This window comes from Pseudonocardia sp. TRM90224 (genome assembly GCF_021245725.1).
In the GTDB taxonomy this organism is placed as follows: domain Bacteria; phylum Actinomycetota; class Actinomycetes; order Mycobacteriales; family Pseudonocardiaceae; genus Pseudonocardia.
In genome coordinates, this window is record NZ_JAJGSX010000036.1 from 74,178 (window position 1) to 95,026 (window position 20,849).

Here is a 20,849-nt window from a genome sequence, read left to right on the forward strand (position 1 = left end):
AGTGGCTTTCCTGCCCTCGCGAGGCCGCCCCGTAGGTGGTCAGCGTTGGTGCGTAGCCATCGCGTCGTCGCCGACAGCCACCGGCAGGTGCGTCAGCCGCAGCGCTCCGGGGATCGGTGCCCACTCCGGCGCCGCGGTCATGTCCAGCGAGGGGAACCGCTCGAACAGCGTCGTGAGCGCGACCTCCACCTCCTGCCGAGCGAGTGCGGCGCCGAGGCAGTAGTGCGGGCCGTGGCCGAGCGCGAGGTTCGGGGTCGTGCGCTCGGGATCGACGACGTCCGGGTCGGTGTGCTCGCGCGGGTCGCTGTTCGCGGAGATCAGCACGGGCAGGACGGAGTCGCCGGCCGCGATCGTGACGCCGCCGAGCACGATGTCCTCCGTCGCGTACCGGACCTGCACGAACTGCACCGGTGACCACACCCGCATCAGCTCGTTCGCGGCCGCCGGCCACCGGTGCGGCTCCCGTTGCAGGCGCGCGAGCAGTTCCGGGCGGTCCAGCAGCGCGACGACGGCGTTGCCGATCAGGTTCGCCGTGTTCTCGTGCCCGGCGAAGACGAGCGCGACGACCATCGTGATCAGCTCACCCTCGGTGAGCCGGTCGCCGTCGTCGTGCGCCTGCACCAGCGCGGTGACCAGGTCGTCTTCCGGCTCGGCCCGCCGGGCCGCCGCGAGCTGCCGGACGCTCTCGGCCACCGCGGTGATGGCGCCGGGCAGCCTGGTGGGATCCATCGACGTCATGTTGCGGGTCCACCGCCGCCACGACGGCCGGTCGTGCTCCGGGACGCCGACGAGCTCGCAGATCACGGTGATGGGCAGCGGGTAGGCGAACTCCTCCAGCAGGTCGACCGGTCCCGTCCGGTCGAGAGCCGACAGGAGCCCCTCGGCGATCTCGACGACCCGCGGCCGCAGCTCGGCCACCCTGCGTGCGGTGAAGGCCCGCGAGACGAGCTTGCGCAGCCGGGTGTGCTCGGGGCCGTCGGTGTCGACGATCGTGGGGTTGTCCAGGTCCTTCGGCAGGCCGGGCATGACCGGGACGCTCCCGCGGCCGAGGTGCGCCGGGAGCGACCGCACGCTCGTGACGAACCGCGGGTCGCCGAGCAGCGCGCGGACCTCCGCCGCGCCGGTCACGTACCAGGCGGGCGTCCCGTCGAACATCCGGCCGAGCTGCACCGGTGCCGCATTCCGCATCCGGGCGTAGCTGCCGCGCGGATCGGCGATGACGGCCGGGTCGAGCATGTTCGGTTCCATCCCGAGCTCCCTTCGCAAACGACGTTCGCGATATGACGATACCGCTTTGCGTACGACGTTCGCAAATGTTGCCGTGTGTCGGGCCCCGCACGGAACGGGTACGAGCCGGAATGACCTCTTTCGCCCTGCACGCGTCCCATGAGCAGGTCCACCCCGCCGCCTTGCTGTCCGCGGTGCAACACGCGGAGCAAGCGGGGTTCGACGCCGCGATGTCGTCGGACCACATAGCGCCGTGGAGCGAGCGGCAAGGGCAGTCGGCGTTCGCGTGGGCATGGCTGGGCGCCGCGATGCAGGCCACGTCGCTGCCGTTCGGGGTGGTCAACGCGCCTGGTCAGCGCTACCACCCGGCGATCATCGCGCAGGCCATCGGCACGCTCGCGGCGATGTTCCCCGGCCGCTTCTGGGCCGCGCTCGGCACCGGGGAGGCCAGCAACGAACACATCACCGGTGGCGGCTGGCCGCGCAAGGAGGTCCGCACCGCGCGGCTGCGCGAATGCGTCGACATCATCCGGGCGCTGCTGCGCGGTGAGGAGGTCAGCCACGACGGGCTGGTCACCGTCGACCGGGCCAGGGTGTGGACGTTGCCCCCGGAGCCGCCGCCGCTGGTCGGCGCGGCCGTCAGCGTCGAGACGGCGCGCTGGTGCGCGGAGTGGGCCGACGGGCTGATCACGATCAACCAGCCGCGCGAGAAGCTGCGCCGGATCGTCGAGGCCTACCGCGAAGCCGGCGGGCGCGGCCGGCTGCACCTGCAGATCCACCTGAGCTGGGCACCGGAGGAGGAGGCCGCGGAGGCGATGGCGTTCGACCAATGGCGCAGCAATGTCTTCCCACCACCCGCGTGCTGGGACATCGACACGCCGGAGGTGTTCGACGCGGCGTCGGCGCACGTCACGCTCGACGCCGTGCGGGAGGCCGTGCTGATCTCCAGCGACCTCGACCGGCACACCGTCGCGATCGCTTCGCTCATCGAGCTGGGGTTCGACGAGGTCGCGTTGCACCACGTCGGCAAGGAACAGGACGCGTTCATCGACGCCTTCGGGGACAAGGTGCTCCCGCAGCTGAGGACGGCGGCATGAGGCTCACCAGTACGTCGGACCTGTGGTGGAAGAACGCGGTCATCTACTGCCTCGACGTCGAGACGTTCGCCGACGGCAACGGCGACGGCTGCGGCGACTTCCGCGGCCTGATCCAGCGCATCGACCACCTGCACCGGCTCGGCGTGACCTGCCTGTGGCTCATGCCGTTCTACCCGACGCCCGACCGCGACGACGGCTACGACATCACCGACTTCTACGGCGTCGACCCGCGCCTGGGCTCGCTCGGGGATTTCGTCGAGCTGATGCGAACCGCCCGCGACCGCGGCATGCGTGTGATCGCCGACCTCGTCATCAACCACACCTCGGCGCAGCACCCGTGGTTCCAGGATTCCCGCAGCTCGCCCGACTCGCGCTACCGCGACTGGTACGTCTGGCGTGACGAGCGGCCCGAGGACGGCCCGCAGGGTGTGGTCTTCCCCGACCAGGAGACCAGCCTCTGGGAGTACGACCGCAAGGCGAAGCAGTACTACCTGCACCGCTTCTACAAGCACCAGCCCGACCTGAACGTCACCAACCCCGAGGTGCGCGACGAGATCGCGCGGATCATGGGCTTCTGGATGGAGCTGGGGCTCTCCGGGTTCCGCGTCGACGCCGTGCCGTTCCTGCTGGAGACCGCGGGCTCGCTCGACGCCGCCGACCTGCCGGAACCGCACGACTACCTCGCCGACCTCACGGCGTTCCAGCGCCGCCGCAACGGCGAGGCCGTGCTGCTCGGCGAGGTGAACCTGCCCTACCCCGACACCATGCCGTTCTTCGGGCCCGCCGACGGCGGCGGTGGCACCGACGAGCTGACGATGTGCTTCGACTTCATCGGCATGCAGCAGATGTACCTCTCGCTCGCCCGCTCCGACGCGGAGCCGATCGCGCAGGCGCTGCGGGAACGTCCCGACCCGCCGGAGGACGGGCACTGGGCGACGTTCGTGCGCAACCACGACGAGCTGACCCTCGACAAGCTCACCGACGCGCAGCGCACCGAGGTGTTCGAGGCGTTCGCCCCCGACGAGGACATGCGGCTTTACGGGCGCGGGATCCGGCGGCGGCTGCCGTCGATGCTCGGCAACGACGAGCGCCGCGTCCGGATGGTCTACAGCCTGCTCTTCTCGCTGCCCGGCACGCCCGTGCTGTTCTACGGGGAGGAGATCGGCATGGTCGAGGACCTGAGCCTGCCCGGCCGGTTCGCGGTGCGCTCGGACATGGACTGGAGTGCCGTCGACGAGCAGCGGCGTGATCCCGGTTCGCTGCTCGAGTGGATGCGTCGGCTCGTGGACGCCTACCGCGAGTGCCCCGAGCTTGCGTGGGGCCGCTATACCGTGCTCGACCCGGGGGTCGACGCCCGTCCCGTCCTGGCGCACTGCTGCGACACCGAGGACGCCACCGTCGTCGCGCTGCACAACTTCGCCGACACCGACGTCCGCGCCGTGCCCAAGCTGCCCGAGCTCGCCGGGAAGCCGCTCACCGACGTGCTCGACCCGGCGGCGAAACCCGTCGACGTCGCCGCCGACGGCACGCTGGCGATCGACCTGCCGCCCTACGGGTGCCGCTGGCTGCGCACCTGACGCCGGCCGTCCGAAATGTCCCCACCGTTTTGCCTACTTACACAGGCAAAACGGTGTGCAGGTTGGCAAAACGGTGGGGAAGTTCCGGGGCCGGTCTGACACCACCGTGAGACGCCGCTGCAATGCGCTTCGGCGAGAGTGTGCTCCGACCAGAGATCGACATGCGGTACCGCGTCGGGGAGCAGAACGGTGAGACGAGTCGAGAAGTGCCGGGTGGCCGGCGTTGCGATTGTGGCCGTGTCGGCGTTGGTCGTTGCCGGTTGCGGTGGCATCACGGGACGTCCCGCGCCGCAAGCGGGGCAGCAGCCGGCGGCCGCGCCGACCGGGGCCACGGCACCGGCGCCCGGCGGCGGGCAGGGCGTGGTGGCGAAGCCGCTCTCCGCGGCCAAGCCGGTCGAGGCCCGTGACGTGCGGCTGGTCCGCACCGGCGCGGCCGAGATCGCGCTGCAGTTCGAGTACTTCAACGGCGGCACGGCGGCGCTGAGCCCGTCCAGCGCCGGCATCGACGGGCGTGAGCTCGCGATGGCGCTGTACGACCTGCCGAAGGGCACCGCCTACGGGGTGCTGCCGGGCACCGGGAACGACGGCCGCGTGAGCGCGAGCGTCGACGACGACGTCGAGCCGGGGCGGTCGACCACGGTGACGATCGTCTTCAGCGCCCCGCCGGAGGACACCCAGCAGATGATGGTCGTGCTCAACGGGCTGCTCCCGGTGAGCGTCCCCGTGCAGGCCGCCGGCGCACCCGTGCTGCGTGACGACCCGGTGCTGCAGGCGGCGAGCGCGCCGGGTGACACGAAGGTCGGCCCGCTCCTCTGCGAGACCGACGGGGCCACCACCACCCAGGCCGCCGCGCCGACGCAGTACCAGATCGGCAGCGACGCGCTGTTCGCGTTCGGCAGCGCCGACCTGACCCCGGCCGCCGAGCGGGCCATCACCTCGCTCGCGGAGCAGGTCAAGGCGACCGAGGGGGCGGTCACGATCGACGGCCACACCGACAGCATCGGCGGCGACGCGGCGAACCAGACGCTCTCCGATCAACGTGCCGCGTCCGTGTTGGCGGCGCTGAAGGCCAAGCTGGGCGCCGGCTTCACGTACACGCCGAAGGGACACGGGGAGACCCAGCCGGTCGCGTCGAACACGAACCCCGATGGCAGCGACAACCCCGAAGGTCGGGCGCAGAACCGCCGGGTCGTCGTGATGGTGACCGGCGCCGCGGCCGGCGAGCGCGTCGTGGAGCGCGACCTGGGCTCGGAGGCCTCGACGAGAGGGCTGCGCGCGACGGTCGGCAGCGTCCAGCGCTACGCGGGCTTCCTGCTGACCGAGGTGAAGGTGAGCAACCCGACCAGCGAGGACCTGGAGCTGGCGCTCGAGGTGCAGCCGGACACCACCGGCGCGATCACCGAGGGGCTGCTCTCGGTGGTCGACACGAAGAACCAGCGCCGCGGCGGGCTCTGCTCGTTCATCGAGCCGAGGTACTGGCAGTACGCGGGCAACCCCGGCACCGCATTCGGCCCGAGCTCGAAGCAGGGTACCGTCCCCGCCGGTGCCGAGGTGACCGTCTGGGGCATCATCCCGGCCCCTCCCGCCGACGTGACCTCGGTCGACGTCGAGGTTGGTGGGTTCGTCAAGGCCATCCCGGCGGAGGTCACCCCAGGCCGGTAGGGCACTATCTCGCTCCGCACGTGTTTGACCCGGTCAGAGCGCCTACCGCGCGCTGCACGGTCCTGTTCCTGGGTACATGAGTGGCTGAAACGAGGGGTTCTGTCATGCAGTGGTACTTGAAGGTTCTTCGGCAGTACGCGGACTTCACCGGGCGCGCCCGGCGGACCGAGTACTGGATGTACACGCTCTTCACGATCATCGCCACGATCATCGCGTTCGTGCTCGACGGATTGATCTTCGGGTTCGGGCAGGGGCCGCTCGCCGGCTACGGCTTCATCTATGCGCTCTACGCGCTCGCGACGATCATCCCGAGCCTTGCGGTGACCGCGCGCCGGCTGCACGACACCGACCGCAGCGGCTGGTGGATCCTGATCGGCCTCGTCCCGATCGTCGGCGGGATCATCCTGCTGGTGTTCACGGTGCTCGAGGGCACCCGCGGGCAGAACCAGTACGGACCTGACCCCAAGGCGACCGTCTACAACTGATCCGATCCGGGAGGGGTCCCCTGTCATCCAGGGGATCCTTCCCGGCACGCGGCGGGGGAACCCGCGTGCCGGGAACGACCGATCGATACATCACAACGACGACGGGGGATTCGTCATGCAGTGGTTCTTGAAGGGGCTTCGCCCGTACGCCGACTTCTCCGGCCGCGCCCGGCGGCAGGAGTACTGGATGTACATCCTGTTCTACACGATCTTCGTGCTGGCACTGGTCGCTGTCGACGCGGTGCTCATCTACCTCACGGACAGCCGCTGGTCCCTGATCCTCTCCATGATCTTCTCGCTCGCGATGCTGATCCCGACCCTCGCCGTGACCGTGCGCCGGCTGCACGACACCGACCGCAGCGGCTGGTGGTACCTCATCTCGTTCGTGCCGTTCGGCTCGATCGTCATCCTCGTGTTCACGGTGATGGAGGGCACGCGGGGCGCCAACCAGTACGGCCCGGACCCGAAGGCGTACGCCCAGGCCTGGTGAGCACTGTCCATCCTCACCTTCTGCAACGGGATGGGTCGGCAGAGTGTCTGCGGTTACTCTTCCGTGTGATCGGTGGGCAATCCAACTCGGATGCCTGACCACTCGGTCGGCGGGTGTGAGAGCGCTCGCTGTCGGCCATTCTGGCCAGAGCGGTTGATCGGTGGGGGGATCATGGGCAGCGTTGCCTTGTGCTGGGAGAACGAGCTCGGTGAAGCCGGGACGGCCGAGCTGTCGGAGGCGTTGGGGAGCATCTTCGGCTCGGTCGATCCCGCCGCGAAACCGCTCTTCGCCGATCGGCGCAGCTGGGCGGGGGCCCGGCCGGAGCTGAGGCTGATCGTGCGGGACGAGGCGGGGATCGCCGGGCACGTCGGCTTCCTCCGCCGGTTCCTGCGGATCGACGGCACCGACCAGCTGGTCGGCGAGCTGGGGCTGGTGGCCGTCCGCGCCGACCGGCAGTCCTCGGGGCTCGGCCGCCGTCTGCTCGAGGAGTCCGAGGCGGCCTTGCGCGGGCTGGCCGTACCGTTCGGGTTCCTCGGCTGCAAGCCCGACGCCGAGGGCTTCTACCTCCGCAACGGGTGGACGCGGCTCGACGCGCGGGCCCGCCACCCCGAGAACGCGACGATGTGGCGCGTCTCCATGCCGGACGAAGTGCTGTTCATCCGCCCGGTCACGGCGGCCGTCGAGGACTGGCCGGCCGGTGCCGTCGTGGACTGGAACGGCCTGAAGCTGTGAGCGCTGAAGCTGTGAGCGCTGCCGACGCACCGGCGCAGCGCCCGTGGCTCGACACGCCGGCCGGCCCGCTGCGCTCGCGGCTGGTGCTCGGGATCGAGCAGTACCCCTCCGCCCAGCTGATCGCCGACGTGCTGACCGCGGGCGGCTGCGACGTCTTCATCACGACGTTCGACCTGCGCAGCAGGCGCAGCAGCGTCCCGTTGTTCGACGTCGCGGCGGTGCTCGACGTCGAGACGTTCACCTGGGTGGGCACCACCTCGTTCGCCCGAAGCGAGGACGAGGCGCTGCGCACGGTCGAGATGCTGCACGGCTCGTTCGCCATCACGACGATCAAGCTCGACGTCCGCGGCGAGGACAACACCCCCGACGTGCCCGCGACGCTGCGGGTGGCCCGGGAGCTGTGCACACAGGGCTTCGCCGTGCTGCCGCTGGTGCCGGCCGACGTCGCGGTGGTCGCGGAGCTGGTGGACGCGGGCTGCGCCGCGGTCCGGCTGGTCGCCTCGCCGGTGGGCAGCGCCCGCGGCATCGCCGACCCGGTCGCGATGCGGCTGGCGATCGAGGCCGCCGCGGTGCCGGTGGTCGTCGAATGCGGGATCGGCTCGGTGGCGCACGCGGCGCAGGCCATGGAGTTGGGTGCCGACGCCGTGCTCGTCAACGCGGCCGTCGTGCGTGCGGCGGACCCGGTGCGGATGGCTGCGGCGATGCGGCACGCGGTGCTCGGCGGCCGCCTCGCCGCCGGGCTCGCGGGGCAGGCGGCCGGCGGCGTCCCCGTGCCCGTCGGGATGGTCTGATGGCGCGCACCATCGGGCTCGCCGGTGCGGCCGGGCCGCTGGCCGTCGTGTTCGACATGGACGGGGTGCTGATCGACACCGACGCGCCCGTCGCCGCGCTGTGGGAGCGGGCGATCGGGCGCAGGCTCGGTGCGAGCGAGCTCGGCCAGCACGTCTACGGACGTGCGCCGGCGAAGACCGTCGAGGCGTTGTGCCCTGCGATGACCCCGCCGGAACGGCAGGCGGTCCTGCGGGTGGTGGAGACGGCCGAGCCGGAGCTCGACTTCGCGCCGGTGGCGGGCGCGACCCGGTTCGTCTCGGCGCTGCATGCGGCAGGTGTGGTGTTGGCGCTGGTCACGAGCGCGTCGCCGGTGCGGGTCAAGCGTGTGCTCGACGCCACCGGGCTCACCGAGGCATTCGTCGTGCGGGTCGCCGACGGCGACGCCGCGAGCAAGCCCGCGCCCGACTGCTACCGGCTCGCGGCCACCCGGCTCGGTGTGCTGCCGCGGCGGTGCCTCGTGTTCGAGGACTCCGTGAGCGGCGTGCGTTCCGCGGTGGCGGCCGGCACCCGCTGCGTCGGCGTGGCGGGCCGGCTGCCGTCGCGTGCGGCGGAGCTGACGGTGCTGGGCGCGGAGCACACGATCATCGACTTCGCCGGGGCGCACGTGCGTGGCGGGCGCGACGGCACCGCGGTCGACCTGCCATGACCGAGGAGAGGACGACCCGCGCGAGCGTGCTGGTCGCCGTGTCGGGCGCGGCCATCGGAGTGATCTTCGGGTACGACCTCGGCAGCATCGCCGGTGCGCTGCCCGGCATCACGCGCGAGTTCAACCTCTCGCCGCTCGCCGCGGGTTGGGTGAACGGCGTGGTCGTGCTGAGCCAGTTGGTGGGCGCGCTGGTCGCCGGGCGGCTGAACGACCTGTTCGGCCGCCGCCGCACCATGATCGGGATCGCCGCCGGGTACGCCGTGGTCGCGGTGCTGCAGTCGCTCGCGACCGACGTCGTGATGCTCGACGTCGTCCGCGTCGGGCTCGGCCTGACGATCGGCGTCTCGATGGTGGCCGCGCCGCTCTACGTCGCCGAGATCTCGCCTGCGCGGCTGCGGGGCCGGTTCGTCGCGATGTACCAGGTGGCGTGCGTCGGCGGGATCTTCGTGACCTACCTGGTGAACTACCTGCTCTCGTTCGGCGGCGGCTGGCGGCTGATGCTCGGGCTGGCCGCCGTGCCCGCCGTCCTCGTGCTCGGCTGCCTCGTCGTGCTCCCGGAGAGCCCCCGGTGGCTGGTCCTCGTCGGGAGGGACGCCGAGGCCGCCGACGTGCTGCGGCGCACCGATCCGGCGAGGGCGGACGACGCGCTGGCCGGGCTGGTGGCCGAGGTGCGCTCGGAGAGCGCCCGCACCGGGAGCCTGCGCGACCTGTGGGCGCCGCGCTACCGGCGCGCGACGGTGTTCGTCGTGCTGTTGGGTGTGTTCGCCCAGCTCACCGGCATCAACGCGATCACGTACTACAGCCCGACGGTGTTCGCGGCGCTCGGCTTCGACACTGCGGGCTCCTACGGCTGGCCGACCGTCGTGCAGTTCTTCGCCGTGCTCGCCACGGTCGGGTCGCTGTTCGTCGTCGACCGGTTGGGGCGACGGTTCACGCTGCTCACCGGGCTGACGGCGATGGCGGCCGCGGCGCTCACGCTCTCCGCCGTGTTCTGGCCCGGCCAGCCGACAGGAGCAGGCCCGTGGATCGGGTTCGCGGCGGCCCTTGTGTTCACGTGCGCATTCAGCGGCGGCTTCGGCTCGGTGGTGTGGGTGTACGCGGCGGAGGCCTACCCGGTGCAGCTGCGCGCGACCGGCTCGTCGTTGATGCTGGTCAGCGCGATGCTGGCAAACGTCGTCGTGGCAGAGGGGTTCCTGTGGGCCGCCGCCGGGCCCGGCATGGGCGCGGTGTTCGGGTTCTTCGCGGCGGTCGGCGCCGTAGCCGTCGCCTACCTCGCCGTCCGCGCACCCGAGACAGCAGGCCAGTCCCTCGAACAGGCGCACCACCAGCACGACCGCTGACCGTCCGGCCAACTTCCCCACCGTTTTGTGCACCTGCGCGCTCAAACGGCGCGCAAGTGCACAAAACGGTGGGGAGATTCGGTCCGCCGGGGCGCGCCGAGAGCCGGTTCAGCTCAGGCGGGCCGCCGGGGGGAGGTCGGCCGGGTCGCCGGACGGCCACTTCTCGGGTGCCTCCCCGAGCGCGCTCAGCTCCGCGACCTGCAGTTGGGCCCACGGAGAGACGTCGACGCGCCGCTCGGAGACGTCGGCGACGAAATCGCCCCACGGGTACCACCGGGCCGCCTCGACCTCGTCCGGTCGCGGATCCGGCTCGCCGGCCACCCGCGCCACGAACACGGGGCAAAGCTCGTTCTCGACGGTCCCGTCGGCCATCGTCGCCCGGTACCGGAACCGCGGCAGCACGAGCCGGACGGAGAGCGGCTCGACCCCGAGCTCGTCCTCCAGCCGGCGTCGGATCGCGGTGAGCATCGCCTCGCCGGGCGCCGGGTGGCCGCAGCACGTGTTCGTCCAGACCCCGGGCCAGGTCGCCTTGCCGAGTGCGCGCTGGGTGAACAGGAGCCGGTCCTGATCGTCGAAGGCGTAGCAGGAGAAGGCGAGGTGCAGGGGTGTTTCGGTGTGGTGGACCGAGGCCTTGGGAAACGAGCCGGTCGCCCGGCCGGCCTCGTCGAGCAGCACGACTTGTTCGGGCACGTTCCCAATCTATGGTCCGGTGCGGCGCATCGCGCACCGCTCGCCGATCCATTCGGGTATCTCGCGGTCACAGCGGGTCGTCGCGCATGAGCGACCGCATCAGCGTCTCGGCAACCCATTCCGTGTACTGCTCGACGCTGCGGCCCAGGTCGTGCCGCAATGCACGGTGGCTGAACGCCCCGCCGACCGCGTAGAGGGTCGCGGCGGCGTACTCGATGTCCACGCCCTCCCTGAACAGCCCGCGTTGGTACCACTGCGTGGCCAGCGAGGTCATGTTCGTGCTCATCGCGTCGCGGGCCTCGTCGATCCACTTGCGCAGCTCGGGGTCGCTGCCCGCCGACTCGTACGCGGCCCTGAGCAGGTCGCCGACACGTTCCAGCAGCGCGGTGCCGTGCTCGGCGAACAGCCGGACCGCCGTCTGCGGGTCCGGGGCCTCGACGATCGCCATGTAGTCGGGCCGCTGCGCAACGCTGAGCGGTTCCTCGTCGCCCGCGGTCGCGACGTCGAGCGCTTCCTTGAAGAGCGCGTTCTTCGTGGGGAACGCCGTATAGACAGTCCGATCCGCGACTCCGGCCGCGGCCGCGATCTGGCGCATCGTCGTCGCGCCGAGGCCGTTCTCGACGAACAGTCGGGTGGCTGCGTCCCTGATCAGCCTCCTGGTGCGCAGCGCGGCTTCCTCGCGTACGCGGGACCGGTAGGGCTGCTTGACAGCATCCGTCACGAGATGCACTCTATCAGCAGTGACTGCAGTTGCACTGCAATCAACACAGATGAACTGAGGAGACGGTGATGGGTGAGCCGGGGTTCGAGGGGATCCACCACGTGAAGCTGCCGGTCAGCGACCTGCAGCGCAGCCGTGAGTGGTACGAGAGGGTGCTCGGGTTCGTCGCCGAGATGGAGTTCCCCGACGAGGACGGCGTGGTCCGGGGCCTGTCCGGACGGCTGCCGGGGCTCGGCCGGACGGGGTTCGCGCTGCGCGAGAACCCGGAGAAGGCCCGCGGCATCAGCGGGTACGACCCGGTCAGCTTCGGCATCGCCGACCAGGCCGCCGCGGAGGCGTGGGCCGCGAAGTTCGACGAGCTCGGCGTCAAGCGCACCCCGGTCATCGAGGCGACCATCGGCTGGATCATCTCGACCTTCGATCCCGACGGCACCGAGCTGCGCTTCTACAGCTGGGCCGGGCCGGAGAAGGACCACGTCGGAGAGGACGGGTACCCGCGGCACGTGCGGCCGGTCAGCTCCTGAGCGCGGCGGGATCGCAGCCGGATCGCAGCCGGGGCCGGTCAGGCTGACCGCGTCGAGCCGAGGGGGTGGGCGAAGTGGAACTGCTGGAGCGTGCCGACGCGACGGCCGTGTTGCGGGCCGGCGCCGCCGAGGCGGCCGACGGACGGGGCGGGGTCGTCGTCGTATCGGGCGAGTGGGGAGCCGGCCGGTCGAGCCTCGTCCGCGCGTGGAGCGATGGCGTGCCGCTGCGCGTGTTGCGCGGCACGTGTGACGACCTGCTCGGCACCCGCGCACTCGGCCCGCTGCGCGAGGCCGTCGCCGGCACCGCGGGCCCGTTGGAGAACGCGCTGCTCACGGGCGCGGACTGCGCCTTCGCGGGGGTGATCGCGGAGCTCGGCGGCACACCGGCGGTGCTCGTCGTCGACGACCTGCACCGCGCCGACCCGGCAACCCTCGACGTGCTCTGCCACCTGGCGAAGCGGATCACCGAGCTGCCGGCGCTGCTCGTGGCCACCGTCGCCGACGGTGGCGCCCCGCCGGAGCACCCGGTCTGGCGCTGGCTCGGCGGGCTCGCCACCGTCCCGGTGCGGCGGGTCGAGCTGCGGCCGCTGTCGGTCGACGCCGTCGCCGTGCTGGCCGCCGGGTCCCCATGGGACGTGGCGCAGCTGCATACGCTGACCGGCGGCAACCCGTTCCTGGTGACGGAGGCGATCGCGGCGGGGCCGGCCGAACGCGCGCCGGCGGCCGTCACCGATGCGGTTGTGGCGCGGATGCAGGAGCTCGGCAGCCGCTGCAGCAGCGCGCTGGCCCAGCTGTCGGTCATGCCGGAACGCGTCCCGTTCGAGCTGGTGGACACGCTGCTCGGGACCGACGTGCACGCGCTCGACGCCGCCGAGGCAGCGGGCTTCCTCGACGTGCGGCCCAGCGGCGTGGCTTTCCGGCACGAGCTCGTCCGGCGGGCGGTGGAGGAGAGCCGGCCGCAGCTGCGCAGGCGTGCTCTGCACCGATGTGCGTTCGAGGCGCTGCGCAGCCTGGACCGGCCGGACCCGGCGAGGTCGGCGTACCACGCCGCCCGGGCGGGCGACGCTCCCGCGACGGCCGGGCTGGCGCTCGAAGCTGCCCGGCAGGCCGCTGCGGGTGGGGCCCGTGAACAGGCGCTCGGGCGCTACGAGCAGGCGGTTGCGCTGCTCGCCCACCTGCAGCCGGCGGACGCCTGCACGGCGTTGGAGGGGTACGCCGCAGAGCTGTGCCATGCGTCGCGGCTCACGGAGGCGGCGCACGCGGCGAACCGAGCGGTCGAGCTGCAACAGCGCAACGGCGACGCGACCGCGGCCCGGATGCGTTCCGCGCGCTACCACCTGCTCGCGGGTGCCACCGCCGAGGCGCTGGAGCTGGGGCGTTCCGCCGCGGGGTCGCGGTGGCTGATCGCCGGCGGCGGGCGCGGTGAGACGGAGCTGCGGGAGACGATCGAGCGCGGCAGCCCCGAGTGTGCCGCGCAGGCGTACTGCGATCTTGCGGAGCTCCTGCTGCGTGCGGAGCGGCTCGGCGAGCTGGACGCGTGCCTCAGTGCCGGCGCCGAGCTCACCGGAGCACACGGGTTCGGGTTCGCGGCCTGCTTCCTCGCCGTGCACCGCTGCCTGCTCGACGTGCGGCGCGGCGCGTGGGACACCGCGGGTACCGGCTTGGCCGCACTTCGCGACGGCCCGGCCGAGCTGGGCCTGCTGCAGGTGCCGGTCGACGCGGCGCACGCCAGGCTGCTGGCCCGCCGCGGCGCGCCGGAGGCCGAGGACGCCGTGCGGTCGGTGTGGGAGCGGGCCGGGCGACAGCGCACCGCGTTCGCGATCGGCCACGCCGGCACCGCGCTCCTGGAATGGGTGTGGCTCGCCGGTCGCGGCGACGTCGACCCGGATGTGCTCGACGGGTGGCCGGCGGCCGTCCCGCTGTGGGCCGAACTGCGTCGCTACGCCATACGGGCCGGGCTGGACGTCGGCGGCGACTCCGGACCGGTGCCGTCGCTCGATCCGTACGAGACCGCGCTGGAGAACGCCGAGACAGGCGGGGTGGAGACCACGCTCGACGCGCTGCGGACCCTCGATGGGCTGGGCGCCGTCGCCGCGGCCCGGATCGCCCGGCGGCGGCTGCGGGAGCTGGGCATGCGCACGATCCCGCGCGGCCCGCAGGCGACGACCCGCGCCCACCCGGCCGGGCTGACCAGCAGGCAGGCCGACGTGCTCGACCTGATGGCCGACGGGCTGACCAACGCCGAGATCGCCGGCCGGCTCGTGCTCTCGGTGCGGACCGTCGACCACCACGTCTCGACGATCCTGACGAAGCTCGGAGTCCCCAACCGCCGCCACGCGACCAGGGTGGCGCGCACGCTGGTGGCTGCACCGGCCTGACCGCGTAGCGGCAGAATCCAGTGGATGATCCCTTCCGCGCGATCGTTGCTGCGTGAGCTGGACCGGCTCGCGTTCCCCGCACGCCAGCACCGGATCGCTGCGATCGGACGCTCGGCCGATCCCGGCCTGCCCCGGCTCGTCGCGCAGCTGGCCGGCGGCGACGAGTACTCCGCGACGCTGGCCCTCCAGCTCGCCGTGCTCAGCCTGGACACCGCGCACATCGCCCGGTGCCTGCACGCGCCACAGCCGCGGTTGCGGGCGTCCGCGCTGGTCGCCGCGGTGCGTGCGGGCCTGCCGGCGGACGTCGTCGCGGCAGGGTTCGACGAGATGCCGGTCGCGTTGCGGCGCACCCTCTACCGGGCCGTTCGCAAGCACCGCGACCCCGCGGTTGCGGACGAGCTGTACCGGGCGGCGGCCGGCAGGTTCGACGACGCGGAGGCTGGGGCGCTGCTGCCGGCGTGCTCCGCGGCCGTCGTCGCGGCGGCGCTGCCGGGGCTCGCGCACGTCCAGGTGAGCTGGGGTGCCCTCGCCACCCGGCACTGCGCGGTTGCGCTCGACCACATGGAGGCCGAGCTGGCGCGCACGCCGCGACCACGCTGGCCGGAGGTGTGGAACCGGCTGGGCGACGTCGTCGTCGTGGCCGCCGAGCTCGCGCCGGACCGGGCGTTCACGCTGCTCGAAGGCGCCATCGGGATCGTCCCGCTGCCGGCGGGACTGTGGCGCAACGCGAGCATGCTGGCGCGGCACGACCCGGCGCGCCTGCTGCGGATCCTGCTCGACCCGCGCCGGATCGGTCCGATCCCGACCAGTCGCGGCCTGTGGAGGGTGCTGCAGCGCGCCGATGATCCCGACCTCGTTGCGCTGGCTCGGGTGCTCAACCCCACCCAGCTGGGCCAGTTCCTGCACACGCTCCCGCCGTCGCGCCGCCCCGCTGTCTACGCCGGCATTGTCGGCGACCGCGACCTGCTCGCGTCCGGGCTGCCCATCGACCTGATCGACGACCTCCCGCGCGACGCCCGCATCGCCGAGGCCAACCGGCTGCTCGGCTTCCGCAGCGTCGCCGACGACGAGGAGACGCGACTGGCCGTGGTGGCGCGCACGGCGTGGGCCGACGCCGAACCGGTGCTCGTCGAGGCCACCACCCGTCCGTCTGCGGACGAGCGGGCGAGCGCGTACCGGCACGTGATCCACGCCGCTGCGGCCACCCGCGATCCCGACGCCTTCGGCACGTGCCTGGCGTCATTGACGCGCCTGCGCAACGAGCAGGATCCCGTCCGGTCGGCGGCGCTGGCGGCAGTGGCAGCGGTGCCGGCATGGCTGTTCCGCTCGGCCGACCTGCCCGTCGTGCGCCGGCTCGTGACCGATGCCGTCGAGGCACGTGACCACTCGTGGCAGAGCAGCCAGTCGGTCCGCCTGCTCGCGGATCGGCTCATCAGGGAAGGCGCCGTCGCCGAGCGCGCCGACGTCGTCGAATGCGGGCTCGACGCGCTCGGTCGGATGGGTTCCGGCCTCGACATGCTCGCCCTGCACGGGCTCGACAGGGGACTGCCGCGCGGCGCGGAGCACAGGGTGTTCGCAGCGCTGCGGCCACGCATCGAAGCCGACGCGGCGCGTGGGCGGTTCGAGGTCGCGTTCGCGCTCGCCAACGGGTTGGACCGGCGCGCGTGGGGCATGCCCCTGCTGCAGGAGGTGATCGACCGCGCCCGGCACGCCTCGAACGACGCCATTGTTCGGACCGCCATCTCGCTCTGGCTCGCACCGCAGGCGACGAGGGACGAGCGGGTGGCAGAAGTGCTGCGCACCGACCGGTCGACGATCACCATCGACGCCGTGCGCAACGCCGTTGCACGGCGGCGGACCGACCTGCTCGACCGCGTGTTGACCGGACGGATCAGGGGCCGCTTCCTCTCGTCGGACGTGCGCCACATCCCGTGGTTCGCAGGCTGCTTCGACCGGTGGCTGCCGAGGCAGTGCACGCGGTACGTCGAGCTGCTCGCCTCGGTCGCGGAGAACAGCCGGGCGACGACGTACCTGAGGGTGCAGGCCGCGCACACGCTGAGCGGGGTGCCTGGGGCGGCGCCGGCGCTCGGCAGGCTCGTCTACGACCAGGAAGTGCCGGTAGCGGAGGCCGCGCTGGCCGGGCTCGCCTGGACGGAGTACCCGGCCGATTCGCTCGAGGAGCTCCTGCGCTGGACCGGCACCGACCGGGCCAGGGTCGCGGTGCCGGCAGCCGCGCGATGCGCGCGGTTCCTCTCGCCGCGGACGCTCGGCGAGCTGCTCGAACCGGCGCTCGACGGAGGCAAGATCACCGCGCGCAAGGAGGCCGTCCGGCTGGTCGTGCTGCACCGGGTCCCCGGCGCGGCGGAGCGGGTGGCACGCGTGTTCCGTGCGGAACGCCAGCACCGTGACGTCCGCCGCGCGGTGGTGTCGGCCTGCCGCTCCCTGCTCGACGAACCGGTCGCGTGGCAGGTGCTCGCCGAGGCCGCCGCCGACCCGGCCACCGCGACCGCGATCGTGGAGACCCGCCTGCTCGACATACCGGAACGGCACCGCGCCCGGTACGCGGTGCTGGTGCGGATCGTTGCCGGCGCGCCGGACCCCGTGGTCGCGCTGCCCGCGTTGCAGGTGATCTCGGGATGGGCCGACCAGGATCCGGGTGCCGTCGAGCTGCTGACCGGCTTGACCACCGACCTCGCCCGCACGTCGACGTGGCATGCGGCGGCGCGCGCACTCGTGGTGCACGCCGTGCGCACCGGCCGGCCGGACGTCGTCGTCGAGGCGGTGCGGGCGCTGCTCGCCGTTCGGGACGTCGTCGGGCCCGACCGCGATCTGCCGGCGCGGCAACGGGTGCTCGACGTGGCTCGGATGGTGGTCGGCAGCGCCGGATCCGACTCGGGCCGCCGCATCGCGGCCGCGCTGGCCGGGGCGCTCACCGAGGAGACCTACCGGGAGAGCGCCGTCGAGCTGCTGCTGGCCGCGCACCCGTGGGAGCGCGCCGACCCGGCGGGCCTGCTCGCCGCCCACGAGCAGGCCGAGACCTCCACGCTGCGCGACCGCGCGAGCGGGACCGTCCGGCGCCGGACGGAACAGGTGGTGAGCCGCCTGCCGCCGGACGACCTGCTCGCCATGGCGACCGCGCTGGTCGCGGGAGCGCCGGCGTTTGCGCTCGCCGTCGTGACCGTCGCCGGCGCCGCGACCGGCTGGGCGACCCCGTGGCGCGACCTGCTCGCCGGGCTGCGCACGGACCCCGACCCGGACGTCCGCCGCGCGGCGCTCTCCACGTTCACGAGCCCGGAGCGTTAGCCGGCGCATCCTAGTGGCGGCCCGCATATCGTCCGCGTATCCGAAAACGGATACGTGCTGGCAACATGATGCCGCCTTGGCTGGGAGGTATGACCTACAGCGAACCGGCACGAACTGCGGCTCGCCGCACGCGGTCGTCGGCGCTCCCCGCGGTCGGCCCCCTGTCCGGAATCCCATCGTCCGGAATTACCGTTTATGGATGTGAGCCGGCCGAGGCCGCCCTGTTCCGCGAGTTGGCGCCGCGTCTCGGCATCGCGCCGACCATCGTCGAGGCCGCGGTTTCCGAATCCACGATCGAGCCGGCATTCGGAAACCGGTGCATCAGCGTGGGGCACAAGTCCCGGGTCGCGAATTCTGCGCTTCGGGCGCTGGCCCGCGCCGGTGTGCAGTACATCTCGACGAGGAGCATCGGGTTCAACCACATCGACGTGCCCTACGCCGAGAGCGTCGGGATCGCCGTCGGGAATGTGGCCTACTCGCCGGACAGCGTGGCCGACTACACGTTGATGTTGATGCTGATGGCCGTCCGGCATGCGAAGACGACCATCCGCCGTACCGACGTCCACGACTACCGGCTCAACGACATGCGCGGGCGGGAGCTGCGTGACCTGACCGTCGGGGTGGTCGGGACCGGGCGGATCGGGGCCGCCGTCATCGCTCGCCTGCAGGGCTTCGGCTGCCGGGTGCTGACCTTTGACAAGTGCCCGATGCCGTCGGGTGACCATGTTCCGCTCGACGAGTTGTTGCGGCAGAGCGACATCGTCACCCTCCATACCCCGCTCGACGCCGAGACCCACCACCTGCTGAACCGTCGACGCATCGAACGGATGAAGCGCGGCGCGTACGTCGTCAACACCGGACGCGGTGCGCTCGTCGATACCGAGGCCCTCGTCGCGGCGTTGGAGAGCGGCTGGCTGGGCGGTGCGGCCCTCGACGTCCTCGAAGGCGAAGAAGGAATCTTCTACGTCGACTGCAGCAACAAGGCCATCGAGAGCGAGAGCCTGCTGCGGTTGCACGATCTGCCGAACGTGCTGATCAGCCCGCACACGGCCTACTACACGGACCACGCCCTGCGCGACACCGTGGAGAACTCAATCATCAACTGCCTCACGTTCGAAAGCGGGAACAATCGTGGCTAGACTGAAAGTCGGAGTTCTGTTCGGCGGCGTTTCCGAAGAACACCCCGTCTCCGTCAAATCCGCACGGCAGGTCGCCGAGAACCTCGACCTCGGCAAGTTCGAGCCGTACTGGATCGGCATCACGTCGACCGGCGCGTGGAAGCTCTGCGACGGCCCTGAGGAGAACTGGGAGAACGGCAGCGCCCGCCCCGTTGTGCTGTCGCCCGACCGGGACGTCCGCGGGTTGCTCGTGCTGGACGAGGGCAAGTACGAGACGATCGGCCTGGACGTGCTGCTGCCCGTGCTGCACGGGAAGCTCGGCGAGGACGGCGCGATCCAGGGGCTGATGGAGCTTTCGGGCATCCCCTATGTGGGCTGCGACATCCAGAGCTCCGCGCTCTGCATGGACAAGTCCATGGCGTACCGGGTCGTCCAGGCCGCGGGAATCCCGACGCCCAACTTCTGGATCGTCACGGCCGACGAGGACGTCGATCCCGATCAGCTCCCGTACCCGGTGTTCGTGAAGCCGGCCCGTTCGGGCTCGTCGTTCGGTGTCAGCAAGGTGTCAGGTAAGGACGAGCTGGCGGCCGCGCTCGAAACCGCGCGGGAGTTCGACTCGAAGGTGCTGGTCGAGCAGGGTGTTGTCGGCAGCGAGGTCGGATGTGCCGTCATGGGCAACGGCGCGGATCTGTTCGCCGGCGAGGTCGACCAGATCGTGCTTTCGCACGGCTTCTTCAGGATCCACCAGGAGAGCAACCCGGAAAGCGGCTCGGAGAACTCGACCCCGGTCGTTCCCGCAGACATTCCGGCGGAGTCGCGCGCGCTCGTCCAGGAGACCGCGAAGACCATCTACCGCGCCTTGGGTTGTCGGGGCCTCGCCCGCGTGGATCTGTTCCTCAAGGCGGACGGGTCGGTGGTGCTGAACGAGGTCAACACCCTGCCCGGCCTGACCTCGTACAGCCGCTATCCGCGGATGATGATCGCCGCCGGGCTGTCGTTCGGCGAGATGATCGAGCGGCTGGTGTCGCTGGCGTTGCCCGGGACCCCTCGGTGAACGAGGACTTCGCCTTCGTCGACGAGCTGGTGCCCGGCATCCGGTGGGACGCCAAGTACGCGACCTGGGACAACTTCACCGGCCGCCCGGTCGACGGGTACCTGGTGAACCGCGTCATCGGCACGCGAGCGTTGTGCGCGGCGCTGGAGAGCGCGCAGGAGAAGGCTGCTTCCCTCGGCTTCGGTCTGCTGCTCTGGGACGGCTACCGCCCGCAGCGCGCAGTGGACTGCTTCATCCGCTGGGCGGAACAGCCGGAGGACGGCCGGACGAAGCAGCGCCATTACCCGAACATCAACCGGACCGCGATGTTCGAGAACGGGTACGTGGCCAAGAAATCGGGCCACAGCCGGGGCAGCACGGTCGACCTGACGCTCTACCACCTGGCCACCGGCGAGCTCGCGGAAATGGGCGGCGGCCACGACCTGATGGACCCGATCTCCCACCACGGCGCAACTGGCATCACCCGGGTCGAAGAGACGAGCCGCGAGCACCTTCGTTTCGTGATGGAGGCATGCGGGTTCCGAGCGTACGAGCGCGAGTGGTGGCACTACTCGCTGAAGGACGAGCCGTACCCCGACACCTACTTCGACTTCCCCGTCATGTGACGGCGCGGCATCTGATCCGGGTCGACCCATCTGGGTGGGATGAATTCGGGTAATCCATCAACTATCCGGACGATCCATTCGGTGGCATGGAACTCCCGATGATGTGCCTTGCACAGCATCACCAAATTGTTGACTTCGGTCGGTCCACCGTTTTGCCTGGGTCCCGACGATCAGCCTGCGGGAATAGGGTGATCCTCTGTCCTGTGGTGCCGTCCAGCGGACATTCCCACCGCACACGCCGTCGCGCCAAGACGTGCCCACCTCCCGGATAAAAGCGTCGACAACGACGTTATGGCTGTTTGTGAGCGCTAACAACAGCCAAAACGTCGTTGTCGACGGCCGGCGCAGCCGGCGTGCCCGCCACCCACA

At 71.6% G+C, this 20,849-nt stretch carries 18 protein-coding genes; 15 read left to right on the forward strand and 3 right to left on the reverse strand.

Annotation, left to right across the window (positions count from 1 at the left end; all coding sequences use genetic code 11):
• Window positions 1-39 precede the first annotated feature (39 nt).
• A complete protein-coding gene (locus tag LL648_RS33880) occupies window positions 40-1,248 on the reverse strand; it encodes a cytochrome P450 family protein (RefSeq protein ID WP_232666897.1) in 1,209 nt (402 codons plus the stop codon).
• Between the two features lie 110 nt (window positions 1,249-1,358).
• Here LL648_RS33880 and LL648_RS33885 point away from each other — a divergent pair, with 110 nt between their 5' ends.
• The 9 genes from LL648_RS33885 (at window position 1,359) to LL648_RS33925 (ending at window position 10,087) form a co-directional block, all read left to right on the forward strand.
• Window positions 1,359-2,324 carry a TIGR03885 family FMN-dependent LLM class oxidoreductase gene (locus tag LL648_RS33885; RefSeq protein ID WP_232666898.1) on the forward strand — a complete coding sequence of 322 codons (966 nt, stop codon included), beginning with the start codon at window positions 1,359-1,361 and terminating at the stop codon, window positions 2,322-2,324.
• Window positions 2,321-3,901: an alpha-amylase family protein gene (locus tag LL648_RS33890; RefSeq protein WP_232666899.1), complete on the forward strand. Its 1,581-nt coding sequence runs from the start codon at window positions 2,321-2,323 to the stop codon at window positions 3,899-3,901. The genes LL648_RS33885 and LL648_RS33890 overlap by 4 nt, the downstream gene beginning before the upstream one ends.
• Before the next feature lie 237 nt (window positions 3,902-4,138).
• Complete coding sequence (locus LL648_RS33895; RefSeq protein ID WP_232666900.1) at window positions 4,139-5,563, forward strand: OmpA family protein; 1,425 nt, start codon at window positions 4,139-4,141, stop codon at window positions 5,561-5,563.
• A gap of 104 nt (window positions 5,564-5,667) precedes the next feature.
• Window positions 5,668-6,048, forward strand: coding sequence for a DUF805 domain-containing protein (locus LL648_RS33900; protein WP_232666901.1), 381 nt, complete (start codon window positions 5,668-5,670; stop codon window positions 6,046-6,048).
• A 115-nt stretch (window positions 6,049-6,163) separates the two neighbouring features.
• Window positions 6,164-6,538 carry a DUF805 domain-containing protein gene (locus tag LL648_RS33905; protein WP_232666902.1) on the forward strand — a complete coding sequence of 125 codons (375 nt, stop codon included), beginning with the start codon at window positions 6,164-6,166 and terminating at the stop codon, window positions 6,536-6,538.
• Window positions 6,539-6,709: 171 nt separating this feature from the next.
• Window positions 6,710-7,270 (forward strand): GNAT family N-acetyltransferase, encoded by a 561-nt coding sequence (locus tag LL648_RS33910; RefSeq protein WP_232666903.1) that lies wholly within the window; start codon window positions 6,710-6,712, stop codon window positions 7,268-7,270.
• An 11-nt stretch (window positions 7,271-7,281) separates the two neighbouring features.
• On the forward strand, window positions 7,282-8,061 hold the full coding sequence (locus tag LL648_RS33915) for a hypothetical protein (RefSeq protein WP_232666904.1): 780 nt from the start codon (window positions 7,282-7,284) through the stop codon (window positions 8,059-8,061).
• Entirely contained in the window at window positions 8,061-8,747 is a 687-nt protein-coding gene (locus LL648_RS33920; RefSeq protein ID WP_232666905.1) for an HAD family hydrolase, read from the forward strand. Before LL648_RS33915 ends, LL648_RS33920 begins: the two co-directional genes overlap by 1 nt.
• Window positions 8,744-10,087: a sugar porter family MFS transporter gene (locus LL648_RS33925; RefSeq protein WP_232666906.1), complete on the forward strand. Its 1,344-nt coding sequence runs from the start codon at window positions 8,744-8,746 to the stop codon at window positions 10,085-10,087. Before LL648_RS33920 ends, LL648_RS33925 begins: the two co-directional genes overlap by 4 nt.
• Window positions 10,088-10,195: 108 nt before the next feature.
• Here the strand turns inward: LL648_RS33925 and idi are convergent, their stop codons facing one another.
• The gene (gene idi / locus LL648_RS33930; protein WP_232666907.1) at window positions 10,196-10,777 is read right to left on the reverse strand and encodes an isopentenyl-diphosphate Delta-isomerase; all 582 of its coding nucleotides are present in this window, start codon (window positions 10,775-10,777) and stop codon (window positions 10,196-10,198) included.
• A gap of 67 nt (window positions 10,778-10,844) precedes the next feature.
• Window positions 10,845-11,498 (reverse strand): TetR/AcrR family transcriptional regulator, encoded by a 654-nt coding sequence (locus LL648_RS33935; RefSeq protein ID WP_232666908.1) that lies wholly within the window; start codon window positions 11,496-11,498, stop codon window positions 10,845-10,847.
• A 68-nt stretch (window positions 11,499-11,566) separates the two neighbouring features.
• Between LL648_RS33935 and LL648_RS33940 the strand changes: the two genes are divergently transcribed.
• The 6 genes from LL648_RS33940 (at window position 11,567) to vanX (ending at window position 20,480) form a co-directional block, all read left to right on the forward strand.
• The gene (locus LL648_RS33940; RefSeq protein WP_232666909.1) at window positions 11,567-12,022 is read left to right on the forward strand and encodes a VOC family protein; all 456 of its coding nucleotides are present in this window, start codon (window positions 11,567-11,569) and stop codon (window positions 12,020-12,022) included.
• Window positions 12,023-12,096: 74 nt separating this feature from the next.
• The gene (locus LL648_RS33945) at window positions 12,097-14,400 is read left to right on the forward strand and encodes a LuxR C-terminal-related transcriptional regulator (protein WP_232666910.1); all 2,304 of its coding nucleotides are present in this window, start codon (window positions 12,097-12,099) and stop codon (window positions 14,398-14,400) included.
• 24 nt (window positions 14,401-14,424) lie between these two features.
• Window positions 14,425-17,703, forward strand: coding sequence for a hypothetical protein (locus tag LL648_RS33950; protein WP_232666911.1), 3,279 nt, complete (start codon window positions 14,425-14,427; stop codon window positions 17,701-17,703).
• Window positions 17,704-17,873: 170 nt separating this feature from the next.
• Complete coding sequence (locus LL648_RS33955; protein ID WP_308190429.1) at window positions 17,874-18,842, forward strand: D-isomer specific 2-hydroxyacid dehydrogenase family protein; 969 nt, start codon at window positions 17,874-17,876, stop codon at window positions 18,840-18,842.
• On the forward strand, window positions 18,835-19,875 hold the full coding sequence (gene vanA, locus LL648_RS33960) for a D-alanine--(R)-lactate ligase (RefSeq protein WP_232666913.1): 1,041 nt from the start codon (window positions 18,835-18,837) through the stop codon (window positions 19,873-19,875). The genes LL648_RS33955 and vanA overlap by 8 nt, the downstream gene beginning before the upstream one ends.
• Window positions 19,872-20,480, forward strand: coding sequence for a D-Ala-D-Ala dipeptidase VanX (gene vanX / locus LL648_RS33965; protein ID WP_232666914.1), 609 nt, complete (start codon window positions 19,872-19,874; stop codon window positions 20,478-20,480). The genes vanA and vanX overlap by 4 nt, the downstream gene beginning before the upstream one ends.
• Window positions 20,481-20,849 lie beyond the last annotated feature (369 nt).